We start from the raw sequence: 25,190 nt of genomic DNA, 5'->3' as shown, positions 1-25,190 counted from the left end.
AAAAGGGCGTGGTTTCCCACGCCCTGGTAGTATTTTTTTATTTCCAGCAGACCAGGCAGTAATTCTTCTTACCGCGGCGCAGCAAGGTGTAGCGGCCAAACAGGCGATCGCTGTCAGCAAAAACATATTCCGGATCGGCCTGTTTTTCACCGTTGATGGTCACCGCGTTAGAGGCGACGGTTTTACGCGCCTGGCCGCGGGACGGCTGCAGCTCGGAATCCACCAGCGCCTGCAGCAGATCGGCGCCTTTTTCCATCTCGATCATCGGCACGCCGTCCTGAGCCAGCTGTTCGAAGTCAGCTTCGCTGAGGTCGCTCAGGTTGCCGTTGAACAGGCTCTCGGTAATGCGTTTCGCCGCTTCCAGACCCTCTTCGCCATGCACCAGACGCGTCACCTGCTCTGCCAGCACGTACTGGGCGCGCGGCGCTTTACCGCTGTTTTTATCTTCTTCTTCCAGGGCATTGATCTCTGCAATGTCCATGAAGGTGAAGAACTTGAGGAAGCGATAGACGTCAGCATCCGCGGTGTTGATCCAGAACTGATAGAATTTATACGGACTGGTCTTTTTCGGATCCAGCCACACGGCGCCGCCCTCGGTTTTACCGAACTTGGTGCCGTCCGCTTTGGTAATCAGCGGCACGGTGAGGCCAAACACCTGGTTCTGGTGCAGACGACGGGTCAGATCGATACCGGAGGTAATGTTGCCCCACTGGTCGGAGCCGCCAATCTGCAGCGCCACGCCATGCAGTTTGTTCAGACAGGCGAAGTCGTAACCCTGCAGCAGATTGTAGGAGAACTCGGTAAAGGAGATGCCCTGATCGTCACGATTCAGGCGCTGCTTCACCGCTTCTTTATTGATCATCTGGTTAACAGAGAAGTGTTTACCGATATCGCGGAGGAAGGTCAGCACGTTCATGCTGCCAAACCAGTCATAGTTGTTCGCCGCGATCGCCGAGTTGTCGCCGCAGTCAAAATCAAGGAACGGGGCTACCTGTTTGCGGATTTTATCCACCCACTCCTGCACGGTATCCTCGGTATTCAGCTTACGCTCAGCGGCTTTAAAGCTTGGGTCGCCAATCAGACCGGTAGCGCCGCCCACCAGCGCCACAGGTTTATGACCTGCCTGCTGGAAGCGTTTCAGGCATAACAATGGAACAAGATGCCCCAAATGCAAGCTGTCAGCGGTAGGATCGAAGCCGCAATAGAGCGCGATCGGGCCTTGCGCCAGTCGCTCTGCTAACGCTTCCTCGTCCGTCACCTGGGCTACCAGCCCCCGCTCTTGCAATTGTTTAATCAAGTTACTGCTTGCCATCAAATTCTCCATGTATAAACGACTGCACCTCTGCCGGTACACGACTTTTCGCCAGATGCGAAAAGTACATAGAATAAAGCGCCGGCCCTTTCAGCGCCAGCGCTTCGATAACTAATTTCGGCAATTACGGTGCCAGGCGGTCTATTTTCCAGGCGCCGTTATCGCGCTGGTATAAAAAGCGATCGTGCAGGCGATGTTCGCCCCCCTGCCAGAACTCCATCTGCTCAATGCTGACGCGGAATCCGCCCCAGAAACTCGGCAGCGGTACTTCACCCTGCTGGAATTTCTGCTTCAGCTCGAGGAATTTGCTCTCCAGGATACCCCGAGCAGAGATCCGACTCGACTGCTTCGAGACCCAGGCGCCGATCTGGCTGTCGCGCGGGCGACTGTGGAAATATTTGACCACCTCCAGCGTGGACAGGCGTTCCGCTTTGCCGATCACCATCACCTGGCGCTCCAGCATATGCCACGGAAACAGCAGACTGACCTGCGGGTTATTTTCAATCTGATGGGCTTTGCGGCTGCCAAGGTTGGTATAAAACACCAGCCCTTTTTCGTCGTAATGCTTTAGCAGCACAATACGCTGATAAGGTTGGCCGCGTTCATCAACGGTGGCAACCACCATGGCCGTCGGGTCGGCGAGTTTCGCGTCGCAGGCCTGACGCAGCCAGCGCTCAAACAGCGGCAGAGGTTCAGCAGGAAGATCGTGGCGACGCAAACCGCCACGGGTGTATTCACGGCGCAAGTGCGCGATTTGCTGGAGTTCGTCGTTATCAGACATGGCCATTGAGGATATAGTCATAAGGTGGCGCTATTGTGCGCCCCCCGGACAGAAATCTCAACGTTTGGCGGTCTGCAGCTGGCAGTTATCGAGAACGATGCGGTCGCGCTTATAGACGGTGGCGGTATCGCCTTTCGACCAGAAGACATAGACGCCGTCGGTGTAGCGCGCTCCGGAAGCCGACAGCCCCTCTGACAGATTCAGCTGCTGGTTGTCATAGATAAAACTCACCTGCTGGCGTGAGTTATTGCGATGGACCGTCAACGGTTTCTGGTCGCATTGATACTCCAGCGTGTCCGTCTGCATCCGCTCGACAAACTGGTTGTAGTAGCTACAGCCCGCCAGCATAAAAGGTACAACTGCGATAAGAATTTTTTTCATTCGTTTGCCTTCGACTTTCCCGGTCACGGAGGGCACTCCGCCCTCCGCTTAACTTGTCCAGTTTACCGGTCGCGTCGTATTTAAGATTTCAGTTAACTCCGATTCTGCGGCGGGTTAGCAGGGAAAATGGCGCCCAGCACCGTGGCTTCGCTGGCGCCAGTCACAGAGGGCAGATTCCCCGGCAGGCCAGCGATGGTGCGCCAGGCCAGCCAGGCAAAGGCCAGCGCTTCCATATCATCGCCGCTGATCCCCGCTTCATCGGTGGTGGAGACTTCGGTTCCCGGCAGCAGGGCCGCCAGGCGCGCCATTAACAATGGGTTACGCGCGCCGCCGCCGCACACTAACAAACGCTCGCAGCCACCGCTTAACAATACCTGCTCACTGATGGTCACGGCGGTTAATTCCACGAGGGTTGCCTGCACATCCTGTCCGCACAGCCCAGGGTAACGAGCCAGATGCTGCTCCAGCCAGCCGTAATTGAAATATTCCCGACCGGTGCTTTTCGGCGCCGGCAAGGCAAACCACGGATCGCTCAGCATATCCTGCAGCAGCGGCAGGATCACTTTGCCTTCACTGGCCCATTGGGCGTCTTTATCGTAAGGTTTACCTTGCTTACGCCAGATCCAGGCGTCCAGCAACATATTGCCCGGCCCGGTATCATAGCCGCGCACCGGCTGGCCCGGCACCAGAAGCGACACATTAGCGATCCCGCCGATATTCAGCACCATCCGCCGCTCAACGGGGTGCGCCAGCAGCGCATGATGAAAAGCCGGCACCAGCGGCGCCCCCTGTCCGCCAAGCGCCATATCACGCCGACGGAAATCCCCCACCACAGTGACGCCGGTATGGGCGGCGATCTGGTTGTTATCGCCAATTTGCAGCGTGTGCGGGGCATCGCCCTGCGGCTCGTGCCATACAGTCTGCCCATGACAGCCGATGGCGATGACGTCCGCGGGTTTGAGACTTTCCTGACGCATCAGCGCCAGCACGGCCTCGGCAAACAGCCTTCCGAGGCGGGTATCCAAACGCCCCAGCTGCGAGAGGGTCAGCGACTGGCCCTGACAAATCGCCAGGATCTCTTCTTTTATCGCGTGTGGGATGGGCCAGGTGAGACTGGCCTGCTGCGCCACCATGTTTTCGTTGATAGCGGCTAAAACGACATCAATACCATCAAGGCTGGTACCCGACATAACGCCAATAAAGCGACCCGATCTCATACGTTTTTCCTTCATTCCATGACCCTCGTATGCGTCTCACTCCATCATAAAGTGTCTGCTAATGCTATGTTGTAATAATACTTTTTAACAATAGAGAGACATTTCGGAGAACATCGTAAAGAACCGGCGTTTAGTTTAGGTTGAAGCACCATTAATTATTATTTTTTGTATATCCCGGGGGGAAGCTATGCCCGCCGACGACTAAATGCCATATAATTAACCGCATGGACGTTCAATTGAACACCTTCGGTGAACAGGAGATTCATAAATGATTTTACGTGTTTTGGCTGTATCGATGATTGGTTTTACGCTCGCGGGCTGTGTGAGCAGCAGCGGCCTGTCCGGCGACGTTTATTCCGCATCTGAAGCCAAACAGGTGCAGAGCGTGACATACGGTACCATCGTGCATACCCGCGCCGTACAGATCCAGAGCGGCGACGACAGCAATGCCATCGGGGCGATTGGCGGCGCGGTTCTGGGCGGCTTCCTCGGGAATACCATCGGCGGCGGCACCGGACGTTCTCTGGCCACTGCGGCTGGCGCGGTCGCGGGCGGCGTAGCCGGTCAGGGCGTACAGGGCGCCATGAATAAAACCCAGGGCGTGGAACTGGAAATTCGTAAAGATGATGGCAACACCATCATGGTGGTACAGAAACAGGGCAGCACCCCGTTCTCTGTTGGACAGCGCGTAGCCATTGCCGGCAGCGGCAGCCAGGTCACCGTCTCTCCTCGCTAACACCTGTCACGATGCGGCCAGTTGCGCCGCATCGTACTTATCACCCACATTTATCTCGCCGTAAAAGTTTTGTATTAGCGATAACACATATTAATTTTAATATTTCATCAATCATTGCGCCTGCGCAATATCTTTGCCCACAGCCCCCACTACTCTTATAACCGTTAATATTATTAAGCCAACCCAACCTCGTTGCTGTTGTTTATTATTCTGGAATATTGCCTATGACCAAACATGTGAGTCATGTTGTTAGACGTCTTATCATTTATTTTTTTATTTGTTTGCTGGCCGGAGTCGGCATTACCGGGTTAACCAGCTCTTTTGAGACCAGATTCAACAGCACCTCATCAATACTATTTCCCCTGCTGACCAGTTTTCTGATGGTTTTTCATATCACTATTGCCTGTTTTATGGGCATGAAATACTGGAGCAGCAAGCGTCGCCTGTATCTGACGCCTGTCGCTTTCGGTTTTGCCTGTTCGGCGTTACTGATGCTGGGCACCCTCAGTAGCTATCCGGACTGGCTCAGCTGTAATCCCGCGCCGGTGGTGAAACAAAATGACGCTGTGATATATTATTTCTTTCGCAATATAATGATGGCCGTCTTATTCACGTCGTCAATTATTTTGTATTATTTTCGCCGACGGATCATGCACTCCTTTAAAGCCCATGTAATGACTTTCGCGGCATGTATTGTTTTTACGTTAATGATAATTTTTTTGTCATGGATCTTCTCCAGCCACTCGCCATGGTTGAGCATTAGGTTTATTGACGATCTGAGCCATACTTTTACGCCGCTGTGGCGAAGTATTATTGGCTGGCTGCTGATGGCAGTCTGGTTTATCGCGCTGATTTTAATAATTTGGTTTAGCAAACTTCGCAATATTTTCTGGTACAGCGGCGCTTTTTTTTGCAGCGCATATTTGTTCACCATTTTCCAGCTGCTCTCTGCCGTTGGGGAGCTCGATCAGGCCTGGTATCAGGCGCGTTTTTTTGAAACGCTGTGCACCCTGTTCCTGATCCTGGTGCTGCTGGTAGACGTCTTTATCCTCTATCGCGAGTCTAACCACAAGTATGTCAACTCATACCAGAATTCGATACGCGACCCGCTGACCCGGCTTTACAACCGCAGCTTCTTCTACGATACCCTCAACCAGCAGCTGGCAAAGGTGAAGGCCCAGCATCCGCTGTCGGTGATCATCTGCGACCTCGACCATTTTAAACGCATCAACGATAACTATGGCCACATCGCCGGCGACAAGGTGATCCAGTTTGCCGCCTCGGTGCTGGACAGCCATTCGCGTAAGGATGACGCGGCCGCCCGCATTGGCGGTGAGGAGTTTGCCCTGCTGCTGGTCAACACCGCAGAGGACGAGGCGCAGGCGATCGCCGAGCGCATCCGCCTGGCGGTCAGCGCCGAACAAACCCCTCTGCCAGAGCGGATGACCATCAGTATGGGCGTGTATACGACCCATGACGGCAGTGTGACAGCCGAAGAGTGCGTCCAACGCGCGGACGAAGCCATGTATGAAGCAAAAAACAGCGGACGTAACCGGGTGGTAATCTGGCGACGCCAGGGCAGGTAAAAAAAGGCCCGGGATAAACCGGGCCGCAAAACGATTAATCTTTTGCCTGGAGATCGAGGATATTTTGTTCAAGTTTACGAATTAAGTGAAGCAACGTTTCCACTTCCTGCTTCGAGACCCCTGCGAGGATTTCATCGCGGGTTTTGCCTATCACCTCTTCCATCTCGTTGATCAGCGGTTCGGCTTTTTCCGTCAGCTTGATGCGTTTGGCTCGCCGATCGCTTGCGCAGGTCTGGCGAGAAATAAGCCCTTTCTCCTCCAGCTGATCGAGCGTGCGCACCAGGGACGGTTGTTCAATACCGATGGCTTTCGCCAGCTGGATCTGCGACTGCTCAGGCGGCAGCTGGTGGATGTTATGCAGCGTAACCCAGTGGGTCTGCGTTAACTCCAGAGGTTTCAGGCGATGGTCGATTAGCGCGCGCCAGACGCGAACTAAACGTGCCAGATCAGAACCAAGTGGCGATTCCAATTTCATCTCCTTATAATTAGCTTGCTAAGTTATTATACTGATTTTAGAATAGTGTGCAGCATTTGAATAATCAAAACAAATGAATTACTTGATTCAACAAAAACCAAAACAATGATTTACACTGTTAAAGAGTAGCACGTCCTGAGGTTATCCCTGTTATGGCAAAGGATTTTTGCTTGTGAAACTGAGTCTTAATTCATCCGGATTGCCGCTGCAGGACCTGGTGTTCGGCGCATCCGTCTATTTCCCTCCGTTGTTCAAAGCCGTCCTGCTGGGCTTCTTTATCTGGCTGTTTTTACATCGCCAGCTGCGTGACTGGATGTATGCGGGCGACATCTGGCATCCACTGCTGATGGATCTCTCCCTGTTCGCGCTCTCGGTCTGTCTGGCCCTGGTGTTACTGATTGTCTGGTGATCTTCCTGCTATGAAAAAATTAAAATATCTTTCAACACTGTTGGTGGCGGCCATCGCTCTGGTTGCCGCGTGGTTGTTATGGAATTTCTACACTCAGTCCCCCTGGACCCGCGACGGTAAAGTGCGCGCCGAGCAGGTCGGGATCACCCCTCAGGTTTCCGGCAGTATATTGCAGCTGAACGTGGCCGATAACCAGCAGGTCAAGGCCGGTGAGGTATTGTTTACCCTCGACGACACCCCCTACCGCATCGCGGTGCTGAACGCCCAGGCGCAGCTGGCGAAAGCGCAAGCTGAGGTGGCGAAAGCGCAGGCGGAGCAAAGCAAAGCCGCCAGCGAAGCCCGCCGTCGCAGAAACCTGTCGCAAAATGCCATCTCAGCTGAAGACCTTGAAAACGCCAATACCGCCCTGAATACCGCCACCACTACCCTGGCGGCCGCCAGAGCGGGAGTCGGTGTCAGCGAGGCGGCGCTGAAACATGCGCAGTGGCAGCTCAGCCAGACGGTCGTCAAAGCGCCGGTAGACGGCTGGGTGACTAACCTCTCCACCCGGGTCGGTGATTACGCCACCACCGGCCATCCGGTCTTTGCCCTGGTGGACAGCCATTCGTTCTACGTGCTGGGCTACTTTGAAGAGACCAAACTGCGCCATATTCGCATCGGCGATCCGGCGCAAATCATTCTCTACAGCAATCAGCAGACGCTGCAGGGGCATGTCGCCAGCATCGGTCGCGCGATTGTCGACCAGAGCGTGGAACAGGGAACCGGGCTGGTGGCCAATATCAAACCGAATATCCCCTGGGTCCGCCTCGCCCAGCGCGTGCCGGTGCGGATTGCCTTTGAGACGTTGCCGGCCGATGTCACTCTGGTCTCCGGTACCACCTGCACCGTCTCGATCGGCGGACAGTGATGAATCTGCAGACCCTGTCATGGCGCACGCTGCCCTGGGTTAAAGCCACCCGACCGCAGTGGCGATACGCGCTACGCAACGGCATCGCCATGTGTCTCGCGTTAAGCATCGCCTACGCACTGGATCTGGATGAGCCCTACTGGGCGATGACCTCCGCGGCGGTGGTCAGCTTTCCCACCGTCGGCGGGGTGATCAGTAAAAGTTTTGGCCGCATTGCCGGCAGCCTTCTCGGCGCCTGCGCCGCCCTGCTGCTGGCGGGCCATACGCTCAACGATCCCTGGCTGTTCCTGTTCAGTATCTCCGGCTGGCTGGCGCTGTGCACCTGGGCCTGCGCCTTGTTCACCAATAACGTGGCCTACGCCTTTCAGCTGGCGGGCTATACCTGCGCCATCATCGCCTTTCCGGTGATTAATATCAGCGACAGCTACGAGCTATGGGTGATTGCCCAGTCGCGCGTGTGCGAAGTCATCGTTGGGATCTTGTGCGGCGGGTTGATGATGATGATCCTGCCCAGCACCTCCGATGGCAGCAATCTGCTGACGGCCCTGAAAACCATGCACGCCCGCCTGCTGGAGCACGCCAGTCTGCTGTGGGTCCCGGAAACGACGGATGCCATCCGCACCGCCCATGAAAGCGTAATTGGCCAGATCCTGACCATGAACCTGCTGCGCATCCAGGCCTTCTGGAGCCACTACCGCTTCCGTCGGCAAAATCCCCTGCTGAACTACCTGCTGCACCAGCAGCTCCGCATGACCAGCGTCATTTCCAGTCTGCGGCGTATGCTGCTGAACTGGCCTGACGCCCCGGCCAATACCCGCCAGGTGCTGGAATCGTTGCTCGCGGAGCTCGCCACCTCCAGTGCTGACAGCTATCACGTCGCCCGCATTCTGGCGCCGCTGGCGCCGCCGCCGGACGCGGATTACCGCCACCTCGCCTTTTGGGCGCGGTTACGCTATTTCTGCCGCATTTATCTGGAAAGCAGCCGCTGGATCCGCCGGGTTGAAAATGCCTCGGCGATCGCCGAGTTCAATGTCCCTTCCGCGCCCGCGCTGGCCCGCCACACCGACCAGGCAGAGGCATTGCTCAACGGCATCCGTACCTTTTGCGCGCTGGTGGCGATTGGCGCGTGGGGGATCAGTACCCAGTGGACCAGCTGCGCGGCGGCCCTGACCCTGGCCTCCATTTGCTGCGTGCTCTATTCGGTTTCCGCCTCGCCGTTTCGTTCGTTGACGCTGCTGATGCAGACCCTGGTGCTGCTGTCGCTGTTCAGTTTTGTGGTGAAATTTGGCCTGATGGTGCAGATAACCGACCTGTGGCAGTTCTTGCTGTTTCTGTTCCCGTTGCTGACCACCATGCAGTTACTCAAGCTGCAGTGGCCAAAATTTGCCGGCCTGTGGGGGCAGCTTATCGTCTTTATGGGCTCGTTTATCTCCGTCACCAACCCACCGGTTTACGACTATGCGGCCTTTTTTAATGACAATTTAAGTAAGATTGTCGGCGTGGGCTTTGCATGGCTGGCCTTTGCGGTGCTCAGTCCCGGCTCGGACGCCCGTAAAGGTCGACGCCATATCAGAGCGTTACGGCGTCACTTTGTCGATCAGCTCAGCCGCCACCCCCAGCACAGCGAGCACGAATTTGAATCGCTGGTATATCACCATGTCAGCCAGCTCAGTCAGAGCCAGGATGCGCTGGCTCGCCGCTGGCTGCTGCGCTGGGGGGTGGTATTGCTGAACTGCTCCCACGTGGTCTGGCAGCTTCGCGAGTGGGAAACGCGCTCCGATCCTCTCGCCCAGGTGCGCGACCTGTGTATCAACCTGCTGCGCGATGTGATGAGCGAGCGTGGCGTGCAGCAGCGGCCGCTGGCCTCCACGCTGCAGGAGCTGCTGCGGATCTGCGAAGTTCTGAACCACCATCATCAGCCGGCGGCCCGGGAGCTGGCCGCCGCGATATGGCGACTGTATTGCGCGCTGTCGCAGCTGGAACAGGCTCCGGTCGCCGGAACGATTGGCGAAAAGATTACTTAATCACCCCGCAGGCAAACCGTTCGCCGCCGCCGCCCAGCGGCTGCGGACTGTCGGCCATATTATCGCCGCCGACATGAACCATCAGCGCTTTGCCTTTCACTTCCGCCAGCGTTTTCAGACGCGGAGCGATAATCGGCTGGTCAGCCACACCCGCGTCGTTGACCACCAGCAGCGGTAGATCGCCAAGATGCCCGGTGCCCAACGGCCCTTCATGTTTACCGGTATGTTGCGGATCGTAATGTCCGCCCGCCGCTCCGGCGGCTACGGCTTTGCCCTCTTTCATCGCCGGCTGGCAGCTGCCTTCAGCATGAATATGAAAGCCGTGCTTGCCCGGCGGTAACGCCCGCAGATTAGGAGCAAATTCGAGTCCGCGGTCGGTTTCGGTGATTTTTACACTGCCGATGGATTGACCAACGCCCTGGCTGGTCACGAGATTAAGTGGCACATCTTCACTGACGGCCTGCGCGCCAGCGCAAAATGCGAGGGAAAGGATAGCGAGAATACATCGTTGCATAACACCTCCGGATGGCTGTCTCTCTGTTAAGTGTAAACCAGGAACTGCTTTCCGGAGGCGAAATGCCCGTTACGGCACGTCGTAACCGAGCGCGGCTTTGCGGATACGGAACCACTGCTGGCGGGTCATACTCAGTTTTTCGGCCACAATCGCCGAGCGCACGCGCTCAATTTTACCCGAGCCGATAATCGGCAGCGGCTGCGACGGCAGGCGCATCACCCAGGCGTAAACCACCTGCTCGATGCTGTCGGCGTTGAGCTCGTGGGCCACCTGGGCCAGCTCGTCGCGCAGCGGCTGAAAGCCCTCTTCATTAAACAGGCGGCCGCCGCCGAGGCAGGACCAGGCCATCGGACGAATACGCAGCTGCTGCAGCTGGTCGAGGGTACCGTCAAGCAGCAACGGCTGATGCACCGGCGAGATCTCCACCTGGTTGGTAGCAAGCGTAAACGGCAGGCGCGACTGCAGAAGGGTGAACTGGGCAGGGGTAAAGTTCGAGACGCCGAAATGACGTACCTTGCCGCTGTGGTGCAGCGCGAGGAAGGCTTCAGCCACCTCGTCGGCGTCCATCAGCGGATCCGGCCGGTGGATCAGCAGCAGATCGAGATGGTCCGTTGCCAGGTTGCGCAGCGATTGCTCGGCGCTGAGCACGATGTGGTCCCGGTCGGTAATGTAGTGACCGATGGTGTTTTCAGCGCGCGCCCGGGTGGCAATGCCGCATTTGCTGACAATCTCCATCCGGCTACGCAGATGCGGCGCCAGCTTCAGGGCTTCACCAAAGGCGGATTCACACTGGTAATCGCCATAGATATCGGCGTGATCGACGGTGGTAATGCCTAAATCGAGATGCTGTTCGATAAAGCCGACCAGCTCGTCTGGCGACATTTTCCAGTCCATCAGACGCCAGTAGCCCATCACAAAACGCGAAAATTCCGGCCCCTGGGGAGCCATAGCAATACGCTGAACCATAACCGCTTCCTCAATAAAAAAATGCTCTGAGTATACGTAATTTTTGGCTTAAAACAGTGAGGGTTGCTGCGGTTCTTCCGCCGCCTCTGGTCTGTTCGCGCGTATTTTGCGCAGCAGGCGTTGACGGCACAGACGCAATACCTCCTGTTTCTGCGCATCGCTCATCGTTTGCCAGTTAAAACGCTCCTCACGGCTACGGAAACAGCCGCGACAGTAGCCGCGCTCATCGGTCTGACAAATTCCCCGGCACGGGCTCTGCACCGGGAAAAACTCTAACTGCTCTGCCACCACACGCCTCCTGTCCCCTCATCTCCTTTCATTGAAGACGTTTCCCTGCGCCGACGCAAATTTTGTTCACTCCGTGCTGCGCCAGTTAACATTTTTGCGCTAAGTCTTGCATTAGACCAATCGGTCTACTACAGTGTGCGCCATGAACAGACACAGCGATTGCGATACCCGAGAACATATCCTGGCCACCGGCGAGCAGCTATGCATGCATCGCGGCTTTACCGGCATGGGCTTGAGCGAACTCCTGAAGACGGCGGAAGTGCCCAAGGGCTCTTTCTATCATTACTTTCGCTCTAAAGAAGCCTTCGGCGTCGCCTTGCTTGAAAACCATTACGCCGGATATCTGCAGCGCCTGGTCGATCACTTCGCCCATGGCGAGGGCAACTATCGCGATCGGCTGCTGGCCTACTATCAGCACACGCTGAATCAGTTTTACCAGCAGGGGATTATTAGCGGGTGTCTCACCGTCAAGTTGTCGGCAGAGGTTTGCGATCTGTCGGAAGACATGCGCACCGCCATGGACCACGGCGCCAGCCAGATCATCGCCCTGCTGGGCGACGCGCTGGAGAAAGGGCGTCAGGAAGGCAGTCTGACCTTTGACGGCGAGGCCAGGACGCTGTCGCAGGTACTCTATTCCCTGTGGCTCGGCGCCAACCTGCAGGCCAAAATAACGCGTAGCGCAACGCCGCTGGAGAGCGCCCTTGCCCACGCGAAACAGATTATTGCGGCGCCTGCTGTATAACAGGCGTTTTTATTTCATCAGTTCCTAGACGACCGGTCTACTCAGGAGTCATTATGTCGGAATCAAAATTATTCACCCCGTTGAAAGTCGGTGCCGTCACCGTCCCTAATCGCGTATTTATGGCTCCACTGACGCGTCTGCGCAGCATCGAGCCGGGCGATATCCCTACCCCGCTGATGGGCGAATACTACCGTCAGCGCGCCAGCGCCGGGCTGATCATCACCGAAGCGACGCAGATTTCCGCCCAGGCCAAAGGCTATGCCGGCGCGCCAGGGCTGCACAGCCCGGAGCAGATTGCCGCCTGGCAGAAAATCACCGCCGGCGTTCACGCGGAAAACGGCCATATCGCCGTGCAGCTGTGGCACACCGGACGAATTTCCCATAGCAGCCTGCAGCCCGGCGGCGCCGCACCGGTAGCGCCGTCTGCGCTGAGCGCCGGCACCCGCACCTCGCTGCGCGACGAAAACGGCCACGCCATCCGCGTCGACACCTCGATGCCTCGCGCTCTGGAAACCGAAGAGATCCCGGGGATCGTCGATGATTTCCGTCAGGCGGTGGGCAATGCCCGTGACGCCGGTTTCGATCTGGTTGAACTGCACTCGGCCCACGGCTATCTGCTGCACCAGTTCCTCTCGCCGTCGGCGAACCAGCGTACCGACCAGTATGGCGGCAGCGTGGAAAACCGCGCCCGTCTGGTGCTGGAAGTGGTCGACGCCGTGAGCAAAGAGTGGAGCGCTGACCGGATTGGCATCCGCGTGTCGCCGATTGGCAGCTTCCAGAATGTGGATAATGGCCCGAATGAAGAAGAAGACGCGCTGTATCTGATTAGCGAGCTGGCGAAACGCGGTATCGCCTATCTGCACATGTCCGAGCCGGACTGGGCGGGCGGCAAGCCGTATAGTGAAGCTTTCCGTCAGAAAGTTCGCGACCGCTTCCCTGGCGTGATCATTGGCGCTGGCGCCTACACCGTTGAAAAAGCCAACGACCTGATCAACAAAGGGCTGATTGATGCCGTGGCCTTTGGCCGCGATTACATCGCCAACCCGGATCTGGTGGCCCGCCTGCAGAAAAAAGCGGCGCTTAACCCACAGCGCCCGGAATCCTTCTACGGCGGCGGCGCGGAAGGCTACACCGATTATCCTACGCTGTAATCCCTCCATTGATAGCGGCGACGTATCGCCGCTATACTCAACGCTCTGATCTAGCAAATAAACTGCATAGGGGACATTATGCGCTTACTCCATACCATGCTGCGCGTTGGCGACCTGCAACGTTCTATCGACTTCTATACCAACGTGTTAGGCATGAAGCTGCTGCGCACCAGCGAAAACCCGGAGTACAAATACTCCCTCGCCTTCGTCGGCTACGGCGAAGAGAGCGATACCGCGGTGATCGAACTGACCTACAACTGGGGCGTGGACAGCTATGAGCTGGGCACCGCCTACGGTCACATCGCGCTGAGCGTCGACAACGCCGCCGAAGCCTGCGAGCGGATCCGCCAGAACGGGGGCAACGTCACCCGTGAAGCCGGGCCGGTAAAAGGCGGCACCACCGTTATCGCCTTCGTGGAAGATCCTGACGGTTACAAAATTGAGCTGATTGAAGAGAAAGACGCCGGCAAAGGGCTGGGCAACTAACCCCTCCCGACCATAGCGTCTTTATTTTCATCGCTCGCCCGGGCGCTGCGGCGCCCGTTGTTTTCACCCCTGCCTGCTGCAAGCCGTGGCAAAATTTGCCATAATGCGCGCTACTTTTTACCAGCTAAGAGAATCTGATGTCCGAGAACGCTCAACTGAATGGTCTGTGCGACCGTTTCCGCGGTTTTTATCCAGTGGTGATTGATGTTGAAACCGCAGGATTTAATGCCAAAACCGACGCCCTGCTGGAGATCGCCGCCATTACGTTGAAGATGGATGAGCATGGCTGGCTGATGCCCGATGAAACGCTGCATTTCCATGTTGAACCTTTCGAGGGCGCCAATCTCCAGCCCGAAGCGCTGGCCTTTAACGGGATTAACCCGCACGATCCAGAGCGCGGCGCCGTTAGCGAATACGATGCCCTGCATGCCATCTTCAAAATGGTACGCAAAGGGATGAAAGAAAGCGACTGCAGTCGGGCTATCATGGTGGCGCACAACGCCACATTTGACCACAGCTTCACCATGACCGCCGCCGAACGGGCGGGGCTAAAACGCAACCCGTTCCATCCGTTTGTCACCTTCGACACCGCCGCGCTGAGCGGGCTGGCGCTGGGCCAGACGGTGCTGTCGAAAGCCTGTATTGCCGCGGGGATGCCGTTCGACGGCGCGCAGGCCCATTCCGCCCTCTACGATACCGAGCAGACGGCGCAGCTGTTTTGCGAGATAGTGAACCGCTGGAAGCGTCTGGGCGGCTGGCCGCTGCCGGTAGCGACGCCGGAGTGATAAAAAAAGCGACTTCCAGGAAGTCGCTTTTTTACTGACAGCGGGAATTATTCCGCTTTCGGCTCGTCAGTGTGATATTTCGCCGCAGTCTCTTTGATCAGCTGCTGCAGTTCACCGCGCTGGTACATTTCGATGACGATATCGCAGCCGCCCACCAGTTCACCGTCCACCCACAGCTGCGGGAAGGTCGGCCAGTTAGCATATTTTGGCAGCTCAGCGCGGATATCCGGATTCTGCAGAATATCAACGTAAGCGAAACGTTCGCCACAGGCGGACAGCGCCTGAACGGCCTGAGCGGAGAAACCGCAGCTTGGCAGCTTCGGCGAACCTTTCATGTACAGCAGGATCGGGTTTTCAGCGATTTGGCGTTGGATCTTTTCTAAAGTCGAGCTCATTGTCGTGCTTCCTTAAACTTCTTTCTACGGCAGTAACTTGTCATTGTAGCGTCCCGAGGGCAGGACCGATAATAACATTTTTTTCACTATTCATATTTTATCTTCTGTTGCGCGAAGTTGCCTTAAAAATATCATTTTGACGCCGCCGGCAGGCGTGCGTTGCGCATTTTCTGTGCGAGGCGGTCAATGTCTGACGCGTTTTCTTGCAATCGTTAACCAATCGACATTTTTGATACAAAAGAATATTAACTTTCCGGGTTTTTATGCTTTAGAATCGTTCCGGTTTGTCATTCATCGTCAGGCATTTGTACATGTCTGTAATTAATCAGGGGATTGCTCAGTGGCGCGGCTAAACAAAATCGCGATATCGCTCTGTGCATTACTGTTCACATCTATCTCATTCACACCACTGGCTCAGGCTTCAGGGCATACGCACGCCTCCGCCTCGCCAAAGGCGTTGCCCGCGAAAAGCGGCTCAGAGCGCAAGAAAAAAGCAACCAGTCAAAAAAGTAAAACCACCGCTAAAACCACCAGTAAAAAGTCCTCGAGCACCCGGCTCCCTACCCGTACTACCGCAGCAAGCCAAACCGCGCTTCATCGTCAGGCCGTCGGCGCCACGAAAAAATGCGTGCTGCGTAAAGGGTATAAAAAGCAGTGCGCGAAAACGGTGGCCGCCAGCGCCGAGCCGACCCTGGCGTTGAACAGCGTCAAAAGCAAATGCGTGGTGCGTAAAGGCTATAAAAAGCGCTGTAAACCCGAGGCCAGCGAAGCGAATCTGACGATCGCCGATGCGCATAAAGTCCGGGTGCAAAAAGCGCAGAGTACCGCCATGAACAAACTGATGGGCCAGCTGGGTAAACCGTATCGCTGGGGCGGCACCTCCCCGCGCACCGGGTTCGACTGCAGCGGGCTGGTCTATTACGCCTACAAAGACCTGGTCAAGATTCATATCCCGCGTACCGCCAACGAAATGTATCACCTGCGCGATGCGCGTCCGGTCGATCGTGACGAACTGCAGAGCGGCGACCTCGTCTTCTTCCGCACCCGCGGACGCGGCACTGCCGACCACGTAGGCGTTTACGTCGGCAACGGGAAATTCATTCAGTCACCACGCACAGGTCGCGATATACAAATCACCTCCCTGAGCGAAGATTACTGGGTTCGCCATTACGTCGGCGCCCGGCGCGTCATGACCCCGAAAACCATTCGCTGATCCCGGTCTGCCGCTACGGCGGCAGCCCTCTTCACCTGCCCGTTCTCCGCCCCTACCGTCAGGGGAAACTGCATATTCGCCTCTGTGACCGGCGATTCCCGACGATAGCGGGTGGGCGACATGCCAAAGTGACGGTGAAAGGTGCGGCAGAATGCCGCCTGCCCGTCGTACCCCAAACGTTGAGAAATACTCTGCATCGAGGCCTCGGTCTGCGTTAAGTAGATTGTCGCGATGGTCATCTTCCGTCGGCTGACGTAGCTCGCCAGCGTACAGCCGGTCACCATGGCGAATTGCCGCTGGAAATACCAGTGCGAGTAGCCGGACTTTTTCGCTATCGCGCTCACCGGCAGGGTGTCAAAAATATGTGCTTCAATCCATTCAACGATCCCCTGCACTACCGGGATCATTTTCGGGCTTACCACTTCATCTGTTTTTGCCATCGTAGCCATCCTGTGGAAATTGCTGCCGGCGGCTATATTTGTCATACAAATATAAAAATAGACAATGAATTATTGGCATAGCGGCGATTACCTGAAAGCATAGCATCATTAATTAATTGATTTAAAATGCTTATTTCCACTCAGGCGCTTGCGCTGCAGGGATCTTCGAATGACGAGCTGAGGAATGAACCATCGCGGCGAGAGACCCGTGCCCCTGCCCCCTTTAACTTATACATTTTTGCAACATCTACGGGCGTCTTAACGCTCTGCTCCGCAGAAAACGGTTAAGCCTTCGGCAGTTGCGCCTGTGATAATAGCCTTTATCGTTGTAAGGCTTTTCACTGCCTGCGGCAAATGTTAACATTCTCAATACAATAACAGGCCCGGGACGCGACAGCGTCGGGCGGTCAGCACTCGATTCAGGTGAAAACCTCATCTTGTCAATGTGAGATAAAACAAAAAAGTTATAAGGAGAGTAGCAATGTCGTTTGAATTACCTGCATTACCATATGCAAAAGACGCCCTGGCGCCGCACATTTCCGCAGAAACCCTGGAATACCACTACGGTAAACATCACCAGGCGTATGTCACTAACCTTAACAACCTGATCAAAGGCACCGCATTCGAAGGGAAGTCGCTCGAAGAGATCGTGCGCACCTCTGAAGGCGGTGTTTTCAATAACGCGGCGCAGGTCTGGAACCACACCTTCTACTGGAACTGCCTGGCACCGAACGCCGGCGGCGAACCGGAAGGCGAGCTGGCTGCCGCTATTGCCAAATCCTTCGGCAGCTTCGCTGAGTTTAAGGCCAAATTTACCGACGCCGCGGCGAAAAACTTTGGCGCTGGCTGGACCTGGCTGGTCAAAAATGCCGACGGCAGCCTGGCTATTGTCTCCACCAGCAACGCCGGTACCCCGCTGACCACCGACGCCAAGCCGCTGCTGACCGTTGACGTCTGGGAACACGCTTACTACATCGACTACCGCAACGCCCGTCCAAGCTATCTGGATCACTTCTGGGCGCTGGTTAACTGGAAGTTTGTTGCCGCTAACCTGGCCGCATAAACGACAAACCGCAGCTGGGTCCCCCCCGGCTGCGGTTTTTTTAGCGCTTTCCCACCCGTTTATGACTGACTGGCAAAGGCCTCTTCCGGCTGCGCTCGTCCGCTAAACCAGACCAGCAGCAGCGCCAGACCGGCAATGATCGCGCCCATCACCGGCACAAAAGCGTATCCCAGTCCGCCGGAGATCACCGCCCCGCCGGCGGCGGCGCCCAGCGCGTTGCCAAGGTTGAACGCCCCAATATTCACCGAAGATGAGAGCCCCGGCGCCTCATGCGCCACGCGCATCACTCGCATCTGCAGCGGCGGCACCACCGCAAAGGTGGCTGCGCCCCAGACGATCATACTGATGGCCGCACCCGCCTGGGATTGCGCCAGCAGCGGGATCGCCAGCATGATCGCCATCAGCAGTAGCAGAAAGCCTTTCAGCGTGCCGGAGACCGACCGGTCGGCGAATTTGCCACCCAGATAGTTGCCCAGCGAAAAACCAACCCCAATCAGCACCAGCATCGCGGTAATAAACAACGATGAAGCATGGGTCAGCGTATTTAGGACCGGCGAAATGTAGGTATACAGCGTAAACATCGCCCCGGCGCCCAGCACGGTGGTCAGCAAGGCTGAGAGCACCTGCGGCCGTAACAGGACCGAAAGCTCTTGTTTGACATCCGGCCGCTCGCCCGCACTGCCCTTCGGCAGGGAGAACCACAGGCTCACCATTGCCAGCAGGCCTAACCCCGCGGTGGCGAGGAAGGACATCCGCCAGCCGATGGTTTCCCCAAGCCAGGTCGCGGCAGGCACGCCGCCGATATTAGCGATGGTGAGGCCCATAAACATGGTGGCCACCGCGCTGGCCTGCTTGTGCCTGGGCACCACGCTGGCCGCCACCACCGACCCCAGGCCAAAAAAGGCGCCGTGGTTGAGGCTGGTAATAATGCGCGACAGCAGCAGCGTAGTGTAATCCGGCGCAATGGATGACAGCAGGTTGCCGACGGTGAAGATCCCCATCAGAAAAATCAGCGTATTGCGTCGGGCGCGATGCGACAGCAGCAGAGTCATCAGCGGCGCACCGACCATGACGCCGATGGCATATGCACTGATCAGCATTCCCGCCACCGGTATTGAAACGTCCACGCCTTTGGCAATCACCGGCAGCAATCCCATTGGGGAGAACTCGGTGGTACCGATGCCAAAGGCGCCGATCGCCAGCGCGAGTAAAGGAAAGTTGATTTTCATTCAATGACTCCATCAGACCGTCGGGAGGGACGGCATAACATCAGAAGCCAAAAGCATGACATCAATCACAAAAAAACAAAAGTGAACGAAATGACAAAAGATTTTTGCAGAATTGATAATAATGGCGGGATACGGGGAGGAAGCCGCGCTCCTCCCTCATTGGAGCATTAGTGCAGTATGGCGGTCAGGCTGAATGCGACGATCACGCCGAGAGCAATAATCGTGGTGATCAGCGAAAACTTTAAATTGGTATCCATCATTTTTCCCTCTTGTTATCCCCACACCAAAAGTGAGCTTGCTCATTTTTGCACAAAAAATCGCAAAAATCTTCCGGGATTTAGGGCGATGCACATTTTTGCTCTTCCACTTTGCCCCAAGATCGGACAAAATCCCACGCTAATTTAAAAGCGTATCGGCCATTGACCCCTTCCTGTCGTTCTGTGTCGTTTTCCCGACGTGATGCAATGTTGAAAATTGTATTCAGGGTGTGTGTAGGCAAACGTTTACGTATCGATGATCAGGCGATCAGGTCAAGGCATGGAGTGAGATGTAATGGCAACTATTAAAGATGTAGCGAAGCGCGCAAACGTTTCCACTACAACTGTGTCACATGTAATTAACAAAACCCGTTTCGTTGCCGAAGAGACGCGTAATGCGGTATGGGCGGCGATTAAAGAGCTGCACTACTCGCCGAGCGCGGTGGCCCGCAGCCTGAAAGTCAATCATACAAAATCGATTGGCCTGCTAGCGACCAGTAGCGAAGCCGCCTATTTCGCTGAAATCATTGAGTCCGTGGAAAAGAGCTGTTTCCAGAAAGGCTATACTCTGATCCTCGGCAACGCCTGGAACGACCCGGAAAAACAGCGTGCCTATCTGTCGATGATGGCGCAAAAACGCGTCGACGGTCTGCTGGTGATGTGTTCGGAATATCCGGATTCCGTCCTGAGCATGCTGGAAGAGTACCGCCATATTCCGATGGTGGTGATGGACTGGGGCGAAGCCAAAGCCGACTTTACCGATGCGGTGATCGATAACGCCTTCCAGGGCGGGTATATCGCCGGACGTTACCTGATTGAACGCGGTCACCGCGAAATCGGCGTGATCCCGGGCCCGCTGGAGCGCAACACCGGCGCGGGGCGACTGGCCGGCTTCATGCAGGCGATGAAAGAGGCGCATATCAGCGTGCCGGAAAACTGGATTGTACAGGGCGACTTCGAGCCGGAGTCCGGCTACCGCGCCATGCAGCAGATCCTCAGCCAGCAGCACCGTCCAACGGCGGTCTTCTGCGGCGGCGACATTATGGCGATGGGCGCCATCTGCGCCGCGGATGAAATGGGGCTGCGCGTGCCACAGGACATTTCGCTGATCGGTTATGATAATGTGCGCAACGCCCGCTATTTCAGCCCGGCGTTAACCACCATTCATCAGCCGAAAGATTCGCTGGGCGAAGCCGCGTTCAATATGTTGTTGGATCGTATCGTCAACAAGCGCGAAGAGTCGCAGTCTATCGAGGTGCACCCTCGGCTGGTCGAACGCCGCTCAGTGGCGGATGGCCCGTTTGTCGACTATCGTCGCTAAAGCACTGGCGGGCGCGGATCACTCCGGCGCCCGCAGCCACTCCCGATTCAACGTGTCGCTGTCCCCCAGGTAGTCCAGCATCCAGTTTAACGCCGGTGAAGCATCATTCTGCTGCCAGGTCAGACAGCAGGCCGCATCCGGAAACGGATTTTCCAGCGCCAGCGCGGTCCACTCGCCGCGATCTACCCATGGCCGGGCGAAATGGCTTGGCACCATGCCGACGCAGAGCCCTGCCGACAGACAGGTGGCCGACGATTCCCAGTCGGGGACCACCACCCTCTTCTGGTTATCCAGCAGCCACGTTGTCCTTTTGGGCAATGAACGCGAGGTATCCTCCCGCACCAGCGACGGCCAGTTGCGCAGGACATCATCGCTCAGCGGACCCGCCATCTTCGCCAGCGGATGATCGCTCGCCACCACGCAGTCCCAGCTCAGCATCCCCATATCGCGGAACGCGTAGCGCCCCCCGACAGGAATCGAACGCGTTGCGCCAATCGCCAGCTCCACGCGGCCGTCGGCCAGTGCATCCCATACGCCGTTGAACACTTCCTGGAAAACGATCAGTTCGACGTCGGGAAAATGGCGATAGAAATCCACGATCATCTGGCGCATCCGCGCGGGTTTCACGATATCGTCCACCGCGATTGACAACTGCCCACGCCAGCCGTTAGCGATTTGCTGGCACTGCTGGCGGGTGATCTGCATTTTTTTGATAACAGAGCGCCCTTCCTGTAAAAACCAGACCCCGGCAGGGGTCAGCTCCACGTCACGATGACGGCGCTCAAACAAGGGGACGGCCAGCCACTCTTCCAGCTGACGCACGGTATAGCTGACGGCGGAAGGCACCCGGTGCAGCTCCTGCGCCGCCGCGCTGAAGCTGCCGTTACGGGCGACGGCATCAACCACTTCCAGAGAGTATTCAGACCACATTTTCTGCCTGCAAAATTTTTGAATGCATGTGACAAATATTAGCGTTTCACAAGCCACCATGCACTCCCTACACTCTGCGGCATCGTACCTGTACTCCAAAAATGAGAACGTTATGTCACAACCTGGGAAAGGATTTTTAGTCTGGCTGGCCGGCCTGAGCGTGCTGGGCTTTCTGGCCACCGATATGTATCTGCCGGCATTTGCCGCCATGCAGCAGGATCTCGACACCTCCGCCGCATCCATTAGCGCCAGCCTGAGCCTGTTCCTGGCCGGCTTCGCGCTGGGCCAGCTGTTCTGGGGGCCGCTATCGGACCGCTACGGGCGCAAACCGGTGCTGCTGAGCGGCCTGGCGATTTTCGCGGTCGGCTGCCTGGGGATGCTGTGGGTGCAGAACGCCACTCTGATGCTGGCGCTGCGCTTTCTGCAGGCGATTGGCGTCTGCGCCGCGGCGGTCACCTGGCAGGCGATGGTGACCGATTACTATCCCGCCCAGCGCACCAACCGCATCTTCGCCACCATTATGCCGCTGGTAGGGTTGTCCCCTGCGCTGGCCCCGCTGCTGGGCAGCTGGCTGCTGGTGCATTTCGAGTGGCAGGCCATCTTCGCCACCTTGTTTGCCATCACCCTGCTGCTGATGCTGCCTGCCCTGCGCCTGAAAGCCGCCGCTAAGTCGGCCACTGTGACTGAAAAGAAAATCACTTTTCTCGCGCTGCTGCGCTCCCGGGAATACAGCGGCAACGTCCTGATCTACGCCGCCTGTTCCGCCAGCTTCTTCGCCTGGCTTACCGGTTCGCCGTTTATCCTTCATGAGATGGGCTACGGCCCAACCGCTATAGGGTTGAGCTATATCCCGCAGACCATCGCTTTTCTGGTGGGCGGTTATGGCTGTCGCGCGCTGCTGCAAAAATGGTCCGGACAGCAGATGCTACCTTGGCTGCTGGTGATCTTCGCCGTCAGCGTCGCCGCCACCTGGCTGGTGGGTCTGCAAACGCATGCCTCGCTGGTGGCGTTAATGATCCCGTTCTGCCTGATGGCGGTAGTCAACGGTGGGATCTACCCTATTGTGGTCGCTCAGGCGCTGAAGCCTTTCCCGCAGGCAACCGGCCGCGCGGCGGCGCTGCAGAACACGCTCCAGCTTGGCCTGTGCTTCCTGACCAGCCTGTTAGTCTCCGCGCTGATCGCCACGCCGCTGCTGACCACCACCAGCGTGATGCTGGTCTCTATTTTGTTAGCCGGAGTGGGTTACCGACTGCAGCAGACGCCAGAGCTGGCGGCCCACTCTTCCCAAGCCTGACGCCCGTCGCCAGAGCCCGGACCAGTGATTAGCACGCTAAGATATTTTTATTGAAAGCCAGTACTTAGCGTCCTATACTGGATCCGGGTTCACATAAATAAAAAATATTTAACAGATTAACGGATGCAGGATGCCTCCGTTTCACCATGGAAGGCCTTTCGGCAAGGGTTATCTCCCTTCCTCTGTTCTACGTCGGATAGCGACTTCACGGATTATCCGTGAGATTTCTCACAAAGCCAAAAAAGCGTCTACGCTGTTTTAAGGTTCTGATCACTTGGGCGTGATGGAGAAGCTATGAGTTCATCGTGTATAGAAGAAGTAAGTGTACCAAATGATGACTGGTACCGGATTGCAGCTGAATTGTTGGGCCGTGCGGGAATTGAAATCAACGGCTCCGCGCCGTCAGACCTGCGGATTAAAAACCCTCTTTTTTTTAAACGCGTATTGCAGGAGGGGTCGCTGGGTTTAGGTGAAAGCTATATGGACGGCTGGTGGGACTGCGAGCGTCTGGATATATTCTTCCATAAAGTGCTCCGCGCCGGGCTGGAAAAACAACTCCCTCATCATTTCAAAGACACACTCCGCATCGCAGGCGCTCGCCTGTTTAACCTGCAAAGTAAAAAACGCGCCTGGATTGTCGGCAAAGAGCACTATGACCTCGGCAACGATCTTTTCAGCCGGATGTTGGATCCCTACATGCAATATTCCTGCGGTTACTGGAAAGAGGCGCAGACCCTCGAAGCCGCGCAGCAGGATAAGCTGGATCTCATCTGCCGTAAGCTGGAGCTCGAGCCAGGCATGCGAGTGTTGGATATCGGCTGCGGCTGGGGCGGTCTTGCCGATTATATGGCGCGAAATTACCAGGTGAGCGTTGTCGGCGTGACCATCTCCGCCGAACAGCAAAAGATGGCCCAGGCGCGCTGCGATGGCCTTGACGTAGAGATTCGTCTTCAGGATTATCGCGATCTGCACGACAGCTTCGACCGCATTGTCTCCGTCGGCATGTTCGAGCATGTGGGTCCCAAAAATTACGCCACCTACTTTGAGGTCGCCGATCGTAATTTAAAACCCAACGGCCGCTTCTTACTGCACACCATCGGTTCCAAAGTCACCGACCATAACGTTGACCCGTGGATCAATAAATATATCTTCCCCAACGGCTGCCTGCCGTCGGTACGGCAGATCGCCGATGCCAGCGAGAAGCACTTTGTGATGGAAGACTGGCACAACTTCGGCGCCGATTACGACACCACCCTGATGGCCTGGTATGAGCGTTTCCTCGCGAGCTGGCCGGAAATTGCCGATAACTATTCAGAGCGTTTCAAACGCATGTTCAGTTATTACCTGAACGCCTGCGCCGGCGCCTTCCGCGCCCGCGACATTCAGCTCTGGCAGGTGGTGTTCTCGCGCGGGGTTGAACACGGACTGCGCGTCGCCCGTTAAAACACAGTCCCCCGCTCACCGGCGGGGGATTTTTTTTCAGGCTTCACTGACCTTTGCCGCCATCTCTTTCGCCGCCAGCACGCGTTCGACCGTATCGACAACCGCCTGGGTTTGCGGGTCGATCTCGATATTGACGCGGTCGCCCAGCTTTTTCGCCCCCAGCGTGGTCCGCTGCAGCGTCTCCGGAATAAGATGCACGCAGAATCGGGTTGCCGTCACCTCACCTACCGTCAGGCTGATGCCATCGATACCGATGAATCCTTTATAAAGGATATATTTCATCAGCGTCGGGTCCTGTACTTTAAACCAGATCTGACGGTTATTTTCGGAAGTGAGGATCTTCACGATTTCCGCGGTGGTCATAATATGGCCGGACATCAAATGCCCGCCGATTTCATCACTGAATTTCGCCGCCCGCTCAACGTTAACTTCATCCCCGACCTGAATATCGCCGAGATTGGTAATCCGCAGCGTCTCTTTCATGAGATCAAAGCTGATGCGCGCGCCGTTGATGTCGGTCACCGTCAGACAGCAACCGTTGTTGGCTACCGATGCCCCGGTTTCGAGCCCCTCCAGCATATGCGCCGGCAGCTCCACCACGTGGGTGCGAAAATTGGGTTTATCATCAATGGAGACCACTTTCGCGGTTCCCTGAACAATACCAGTAAACATGTTTGGCTCCTGTTGAAAATCATGACGGTATCATTACCGTTTTCGCTATCGGGAACAATAACAGGAGGGCTGAGCGGTTGCCAGCGCGCTTCGTGCCTCGACTCTTTTTTCACTGGCTTAATGGCTAATCCTCGCTACAATAGACTGGAATTTCCTCATTTTTATCCCCTTGC

The 25,190-nt window shown here is 56.5% G+C and carries 29 protein-coding genes; 14 read left to right on the top strand and 15 right to left on the bottom strand.

Features of this window, described 5'->3' with window-relative positions; all coding sequences use genetic code 11:
- Nucleotides 1-37: 37 nt before the first annotated feature.
- The 5 genes from tyrS to anmK form a co-directional block, all read right to left on the bottom strand.
- Entirely contained in the window at nucleotides 38-1,312 is a 1,275-nt protein-coding gene (gene tyrS / locus ACLH1I_RS05245; RefSeq protein WP_004175868.1) for a tyrosine--tRNA ligase, read from the bottom strand.
- Nucleotides 1,299-1,436 (bottom strand): hypothetical protein, encoded by a 138-nt coding sequence (locus tag ACLH1I_RS05240; protein WP_017901085.1) that lies wholly within the window; start codon nucleotides 1,434-1,436, stop codon nucleotides 1,299-1,301. The genes tyrS and ACLH1I_RS05240 overlap by 14 nt, the downstream gene beginning before the upstream one ends.
- Nucleotides 1,437-2,093, bottom strand: a complete 657-nt coding sequence (pdxH, locus tag ACLH1I_RS05235; protein ID WP_025710831.1) for a pyridoxamine 5'-phosphate oxidase — start codon at nucleotides 2,091-2,093, stop codon at nucleotides 1,437-1,439. It lies immediately after the preceding gene.
- Nucleotides 2,094-2,150: 57 nt separating this feature from the next.
- Nucleotides 2,151-2,474 carry a C-type lysozyme inhibitor gene (gene mliC, locus ACLH1I_RS05230; protein WP_004202862.1) on the bottom strand — a complete coding sequence of 108 codons (324 nt, stop codon included), beginning with the start codon at nucleotides 2,472-2,474 and terminating at the stop codon, nucleotides 2,151-2,153.
- 92 nt (nucleotides 2,475-2,566) lie between these two features.
- Complete coding sequence (anmK, locus tag ACLH1I_RS05225) at nucleotides 2,567-3,691, bottom strand: anhydro-N-acetylmuramic acid kinase (RefSeq protein ID WP_062914275.1); 1,125 nt, start codon at nucleotides 3,689-3,691, stop codon at nucleotides 2,567-2,569.
- Nucleotides 3,692-3,959: 268 nt separating this feature from the next.
- Between anmK and slyB the strand changes: the two genes are divergently transcribed.
- Nucleotides 3,960-4,427, top strand: coding sequence for an outer membrane lipoprotein SlyB (gene slyB, locus ACLH1I_RS05220; RefSeq protein WP_002907749.1), 468 nt, complete (start codon nucleotides 3,960-3,962; stop codon nucleotides 4,425-4,427).
- Between the two features lie 224 nt (nucleotides 4,428-4,651).
- Nucleotides 4,652-6,013: a GGDEF domain-containing protein gene (locus ACLH1I_RS05215; RefSeq protein ID WP_116397426.1), complete on the top strand. Its 1,362-nt coding sequence runs from the start codon at nucleotides 4,652-4,654 to the stop codon at nucleotides 6,011-6,013.
- 34 nt (nucleotides 6,014-6,047) lie between these two features.
- Here ACLH1I_RS05215 and slyA read toward each other — a convergent pair whose 3' ends face one another.
- Nucleotides 6,048-6,488, bottom strand: a complete 441-nt coding sequence (gene slyA, locus ACLH1I_RS05210; RefSeq protein WP_017901090.1) for a transcriptional regulator SlyA — start codon at nucleotides 6,486-6,488, stop codon at nucleotides 6,048-6,050.
- A gap of 172 nt (nucleotides 6,489-6,660) precedes the next feature.
- On the opposite strand from slyA, the gene ACLH1I_RS05205 reads away from it, so the two are divergent.
- Genes ACLH1I_RS05205 through ACLH1I_RS05195 form a run of 3 tightly spaced genes read left to right on the top strand, consistent with a single transcriptional unit; the run spans nucleotide 6,661 to nucleotide 9,828 of the window.
- Entirely contained in the window at nucleotides 6,661-6,897 is a 237-nt protein-coding gene (locus ACLH1I_RS05205) for a DUF1656 domain-containing protein (RefSeq protein WP_151385221.1), read from the top strand.
- Nucleotides 6,898-6,907: 10 nt separating this feature from the next.
- Complete coding sequence (locus ACLH1I_RS05200; RefSeq protein WP_099441281.1) at nucleotides 6,908-7,804, top strand: HlyD family secretion protein; 897 nt, start codon at nucleotides 6,908-6,910, stop codon at nucleotides 7,802-7,804.
- Nucleotides 7,804-9,828: an FUSC family protein gene (locus tag ACLH1I_RS05195; RefSeq protein WP_004202870.1), complete on the top strand. Its 2,025-nt coding sequence runs from the start codon at nucleotides 7,804-7,806 to the stop codon at nucleotides 9,826-9,828. The genes ACLH1I_RS05200 and ACLH1I_RS05195 overlap by 1 nt, the downstream gene beginning before the upstream one ends.
- Here the strand turns inward: ACLH1I_RS05195 and sodC are convergent.
- From sodC to ACLH1I_RS05180, 3 genes are all read right to left on the bottom strand, one after another.
- Nucleotides 9,821-10,342 (bottom strand): superoxide dismutase [Cu-Zn] SodC, encoded by a 522-nt coding sequence (gene sodC, locus ACLH1I_RS05190; RefSeq protein ID WP_017901092.1) that lies wholly within the window; start codon nucleotides 10,340-10,342, stop codon nucleotides 9,821-9,823. The two genes, ACLH1I_RS05195 and sodC, sit on opposite strands and share 8 nt — an antisense overlap.
- 69 nt (nucleotides 10,343-10,411) lie before the next feature.
- Nucleotides 10,412-11,308 (bottom strand): aldo/keto reductase family oxidoreductase, encoded by an 897-nt coding sequence (locus ACLH1I_RS05185; protein WP_004202873.1) that lies wholly within the window; start codon nucleotides 11,306-11,308, stop codon nucleotides 10,412-10,414.
- Between the two features lie 48 nt (nucleotides 11,309-11,356).
- Nucleotides 11,357-11,599, bottom strand: a complete 243-nt coding sequence (locus ACLH1I_RS05180; RefSeq protein ID WP_017901094.1) for a DUF1289 domain-containing protein — start codon at nucleotides 11,597-11,599, stop codon at nucleotides 11,357-11,359.
- A 139-nt stretch (nucleotides 11,600-11,738) separates the two neighbouring features.
- On the opposite strand from ACLH1I_RS05180, the gene ACLH1I_RS05175 reads away from it, so the two are divergent.
- The 4 genes from ACLH1I_RS05175 (at nucleotide 11,739) to rnt (ending at nucleotide 14,760) form a co-directional block, all read left to right on the top strand.
- Nucleotides 11,739-12,338 carry a TetR/AcrR family transcriptional regulator gene (locus tag ACLH1I_RS05175; protein WP_004202876.1) on the top strand — a complete coding sequence of 200 codons (600 nt, stop codon included), beginning with the start codon at nucleotides 11,739-11,741 and terminating at the stop codon, nucleotides 12,336-12,338.
- A gap of 53 nt (nucleotides 12,339-12,391) precedes the next feature.
- Complete coding sequence (locus tag ACLH1I_RS05170; protein WP_004202878.1) at nucleotides 12,392-13,489, top strand: alkene reductase; 1,098 nt, start codon at nucleotides 12,392-12,394, stop codon at nucleotides 13,487-13,489.
- Nucleotides 13,490-13,567: 78 nt separating this feature from the next.
- On the top strand, nucleotides 13,568-13,975 hold the full coding sequence (gloA, locus tag ACLH1I_RS05165) for a lactoylglutathione lyase (RefSeq protein ID WP_004202879.1): 408 nt from the start codon (nucleotides 13,568-13,570) through the stop codon (nucleotides 13,973-13,975).
- 137 nt (nucleotides 13,976-14,112) lie between these two features.
- Nucleotides 14,113-14,760 carry a ribonuclease T gene (rnt, locus tag ACLH1I_RS05160; protein WP_048294973.1) on the top strand — a complete coding sequence of 216 codons (648 nt, stop codon included), beginning with the start codon at nucleotides 14,113-14,115 and terminating at the stop codon, nucleotides 14,758-14,760.
- Nucleotides 14,761-14,807: 47 nt separating this feature from the next.
- Here rnt and ACLH1I_RS05155 read toward each other — a convergent pair whose 3' ends face one another.
- Nucleotides 14,808-15,155: a Grx4 family monothiol glutaredoxin gene (locus ACLH1I_RS05155; protein ID WP_002907768.1), complete on the bottom strand. Its 348-nt coding sequence runs from the start codon at nucleotides 15,153-15,155 to the stop codon at nucleotides 14,808-14,810.
- Between the two features lie 340 nt (nucleotides 15,156-15,495).
- On the opposite strand from ACLH1I_RS05155, the gene ACLH1I_RS05150 reads away from it, so the two are divergent.
- On the top strand, nucleotides 15,496-16,368 hold the full coding sequence (locus tag ACLH1I_RS05150) for a C40 family peptidase (protein ID WP_004189707.1): 873 nt from the start codon (nucleotides 15,496-15,498) through the stop codon (nucleotides 16,366-16,368).
- On the opposite strand, the gene ACLH1I_RS05145 is transcribed toward ACLH1I_RS05150, so the two are convergent.
- On the bottom strand, nucleotides 16,323-16,808 hold the full coding sequence (locus tag ACLH1I_RS05145; protein WP_198079720.1) for a helix-turn-helix domain-containing protein: 486 nt from the start codon (nucleotides 16,806-16,808) through the stop codon (nucleotides 16,323-16,325). The genes ACLH1I_RS05150 and ACLH1I_RS05145 overlap by 46 nt on opposite strands.
- A 481-nt stretch (nucleotides 16,809-17,289) precedes the next feature.
- On the opposite strand from ACLH1I_RS05145, the gene sodB reads away from it, so the two are divergent.
- Complete coding sequence (gene sodB / locus ACLH1I_RS05140; RefSeq protein ID WP_004202885.1) at nucleotides 17,290-17,871, top strand: superoxide dismutase [Fe]; 582 nt, start codon at nucleotides 17,290-17,292, stop codon at nucleotides 17,869-17,871.
- Between the two features lie 59 nt (nucleotides 17,872-17,930).
- Here sodB and ACLH1I_RS05135 read toward each other — a convergent pair whose 3' ends face one another.
- Nucleotides 17,931-19,100, bottom strand: coding sequence for an MFS transporter (locus ACLH1I_RS05135; protein WP_109883115.1), 1,170 nt, complete (start codon nucleotides 19,098-19,100; stop codon nucleotides 17,931-17,933).
- A 167-nt stretch (nucleotides 19,101-19,267) separates the two neighbouring features.
- The gene (locus ACLH1I_RS05130) at nucleotides 19,268-19,360 is read right to left on the bottom strand and encodes a YnhF family membrane protein (protein ID WP_002907776.1); all 93 of its coding nucleotides are present in this window, start codon (nucleotides 19,358-19,360) and stop codon (nucleotides 19,268-19,270) included.
- A 292-nt stretch (nucleotides 19,361-19,652) separates the two neighbouring features.
- Between ACLH1I_RS05130 and purR the strand changes: the two genes are divergently transcribed.
- Nucleotides 19,653-20,678, top strand: a complete 1,026-nt coding sequence (gene purR / locus ACLH1I_RS05125) for an HTH-type transcriptional repressor PurR (protein WP_004202888.1) — start codon at nucleotides 19,653-19,655, stop codon at nucleotides 20,676-20,678.
- Nucleotides 20,679-20,696: 18 nt separating this feature from the next.
- Here the strand turns inward: purR and punR are convergent, their stop codons facing one another.
- Complete coding sequence (punR, locus tag ACLH1I_RS05120; protein WP_004202889.1) at nucleotides 20,697-21,608, bottom strand: DNA-binding transcriptional activator PunR; 912 nt, start codon at nucleotides 21,606-21,608, stop codon at nucleotides 20,697-20,699.
- A gap of 112 nt (nucleotides 21,609-21,720) precedes the next feature.
- Here punR and punC point away from each other — a divergent pair, with 112 nt between their 5' ends.
- Nucleotides 21,721-22,902: a purine nucleoside transporter PunC gene (gene punC, locus ACLH1I_RS05115; RefSeq protein ID WP_065802511.1), complete on the top strand. Its 1,182-nt coding sequence runs from the start codon at nucleotides 21,721-21,723 to the stop codon at nucleotides 22,900-22,902.
- Between the two features lie 294 nt (nucleotides 22,903-23,196).
- A complete protein-coding gene (cfa, locus tag ACLH1I_RS05110; protein WP_198079717.1) occupies nucleotides 23,197-24,345 on the top strand; it encodes a cyclopropane fatty acyl phospholipid synthase in 1,149 nt (382 codons plus the stop codon).
- A gap of 36 nt (nucleotides 24,346-24,381) precedes the next feature.
- On the opposite strand, the gene ACLH1I_RS05105 is transcribed toward cfa, so the two are convergent.
- Nucleotides 24,382-25,017 (bottom strand): riboflavin synthase, encoded by a 636-nt coding sequence (locus ACLH1I_RS05105; RefSeq protein ID WP_004202894.1) that lies wholly within the window; start codon nucleotides 25,015-25,017, stop codon nucleotides 24,382-24,384.
- Nucleotides 25,018-25,190: the final 173 nt, after the last annotated feature.

Source organism: Klebsiella sp. 1SOBk10mer, from assembly GCF_046602535.1.
GTDB classification, from domain to species: domain Bacteria; phylum Pseudomonadota; class Gammaproteobacteria; order Enterobacterales; family Enterobacteriaceae; genus Klebsiella; species Klebsiella quasipneumoniae.
The sequence above is the reverse complement of the archived record's forward strand: the minus strand, read 5'-3'. Positions and strand labels throughout refer to the sequence as shown.

Excerpts from the sequence above, each read along its gene's own strand:
- tyrS (WP_004175868.1), bottom strand. The coding sequence starts at position 1,312 with ATGGCAAGCAGTAACTTGATTAAACAATTGCAAGAGCGGGGGCTGGTA.
- pdxH (WP_025710831.1), bottom strand. The coding sequence starts at position 2,093 with ATGTCTGATAACGACGAACTCCAGCAAATCGCGCACTTGCGCCGTGAA.
- mliC (WP_004202862.1), bottom strand. The coding sequence starts at position 2,474 with ATGAAAAAAATTCTTATCGCAGTTGTACCTTTTATGCTGGCGGGCTGT.
- anmK (WP_062914275.1), bottom strand. The coding sequence starts at position 3,691 with ATGAGATCGGGTCGCTTTATTGGCGTTATGTCGGGTACCAGCCTTGAT.
- slyB (WP_002907749.1), top strand. The coding sequence starts at position 3,960 with ATGATTTTACGTGTTTTGGCTGTATCGATGATTGGTTTTACGCTCGCG.
- ACLH1I_RS05215 (WP_116397426.1), top strand. The coding sequence starts at position 4,652 with ATGACCAAACATGTGAGTCATGTTGTTAGACGTCTTATCATTTATTTT.
- slyA (WP_017901090.1), bottom strand. The coding sequence starts at position 6,488 with ATGAAATTGGAATCGCCACTTGGTTCTGATCTGGCACGTTTAGTTCGC.
- ACLH1I_RS05200 (WP_099441281.1), top strand. The coding sequence starts at position 6,908 with ATGAAAAAATTAAAATATCTTTCAACACTGTTGGTGGCGGCCATCGCT.
- ACLH1I_RS05195 (WP_004202870.1), top strand. The coding sequence starts at position 7,804 with ATGAATCTGCAGACCCTGTCATGGCGCACGCTGCCCTGGGTTAAAGCC.
- sodC (WP_017901092.1), bottom strand. The coding sequence starts at position 10,342 with ATGCAACGATGTATTCTCGCTATCCTTTCCCTCGCATTTTGCGCTGGC.
- ACLH1I_RS05185 (WP_004202873.1), bottom strand. The coding sequence starts at position 11,308 with ATGGTTCAGCGTATTGCTATGGCTCCCCAGGGGCCGGAATTTTCGCGT.
- ACLH1I_RS05175 (WP_004202876.1), top strand. The coding sequence starts at position 11,739 with ATGAACAGACACAGCGATTGCGATACCCGAGAACATATCCTGGCCACC.
- ACLH1I_RS05170 (WP_004202878.1), top strand. The coding sequence starts at position 12,392 with ATGTCGGAATCAAAATTATTCACCCCGTTGAAAGTCGGTGCCGTCACC.
- gloA (WP_004202879.1), top strand. The coding sequence starts at position 13,568 with ATGCGCTTACTCCATACCATGCTGCGCGTTGGCGACCTGCAACGTTCT.
- rnt (WP_048294973.1), top strand. The coding sequence starts at position 14,113 with ATGTCCGAGAACGCTCAACTGAATGGTCTGTGCGACCGTTTCCGCGGT.
- ACLH1I_RS05155 (WP_002907768.1), bottom strand. The coding sequence starts at position 15,155 with ATGAGCTCGACTTTAGAAAAGATCCAACGCCAAATCGCTGAAAACCCG.
- ACLH1I_RS05145 (WP_198079720.1), bottom strand. The coding sequence starts at position 16,808 with ATGGCAAAAACAGATGAAGTGGTAAGCCCGAAAATGATCCCGGTAGTG.
- sodB (WP_004202885.1), top strand. The coding sequence starts at position 17,290 with ATGTCGTTTGAATTACCTGCATTACCATATGCAAAAGACGCCCTGGCG.
- ACLH1I_RS05135 (WP_109883115.1), bottom strand. The coding sequence starts at position 19,100 with ATGAAAATCAACTTTCCTTTACTCGCGCTGGCGATCGGCGCCTTTGGC.
- ACLH1I_RS05130 (WP_002907776.1), bottom strand. The coding sequence starts at position 19,360 with ATGATGGATACCAATTTAAAGTTTTCGCTGATCACCACGATTATTGCT.
- purR (WP_004202888.1), top strand. The coding sequence starts at position 19,653 with ATGGCAACTATTAAAGATGTAGCGAAGCGCGCAAACGTTTCCACTACA.
- punR (WP_004202889.1), bottom strand. The coding sequence starts at position 21,608 with ATGTGGTCTGAATACTCTCTGGAAGTGGTTGATGCCGTCGCCCGTAAC.
- punC (WP_065802511.1), top strand. The coding sequence starts at position 21,721 with ATGTCACAACCTGGGAAAGGATTTTTAGTCTGGCTGGCCGGCCTGAGC.
- cfa (WP_198079717.1), top strand. The coding sequence starts at position 23,197 with ATGAGTTCATCGTGTATAGAAGAAGTAAGTGTACCAAATGATGACTGG.
- ACLH1I_RS05105 (WP_004202894.1), bottom strand. The coding sequence starts at position 25,017 with ATGTTTACTGGTATTGTTCAGGGAACCGCGAAAGTGGTCTCCATTGAT.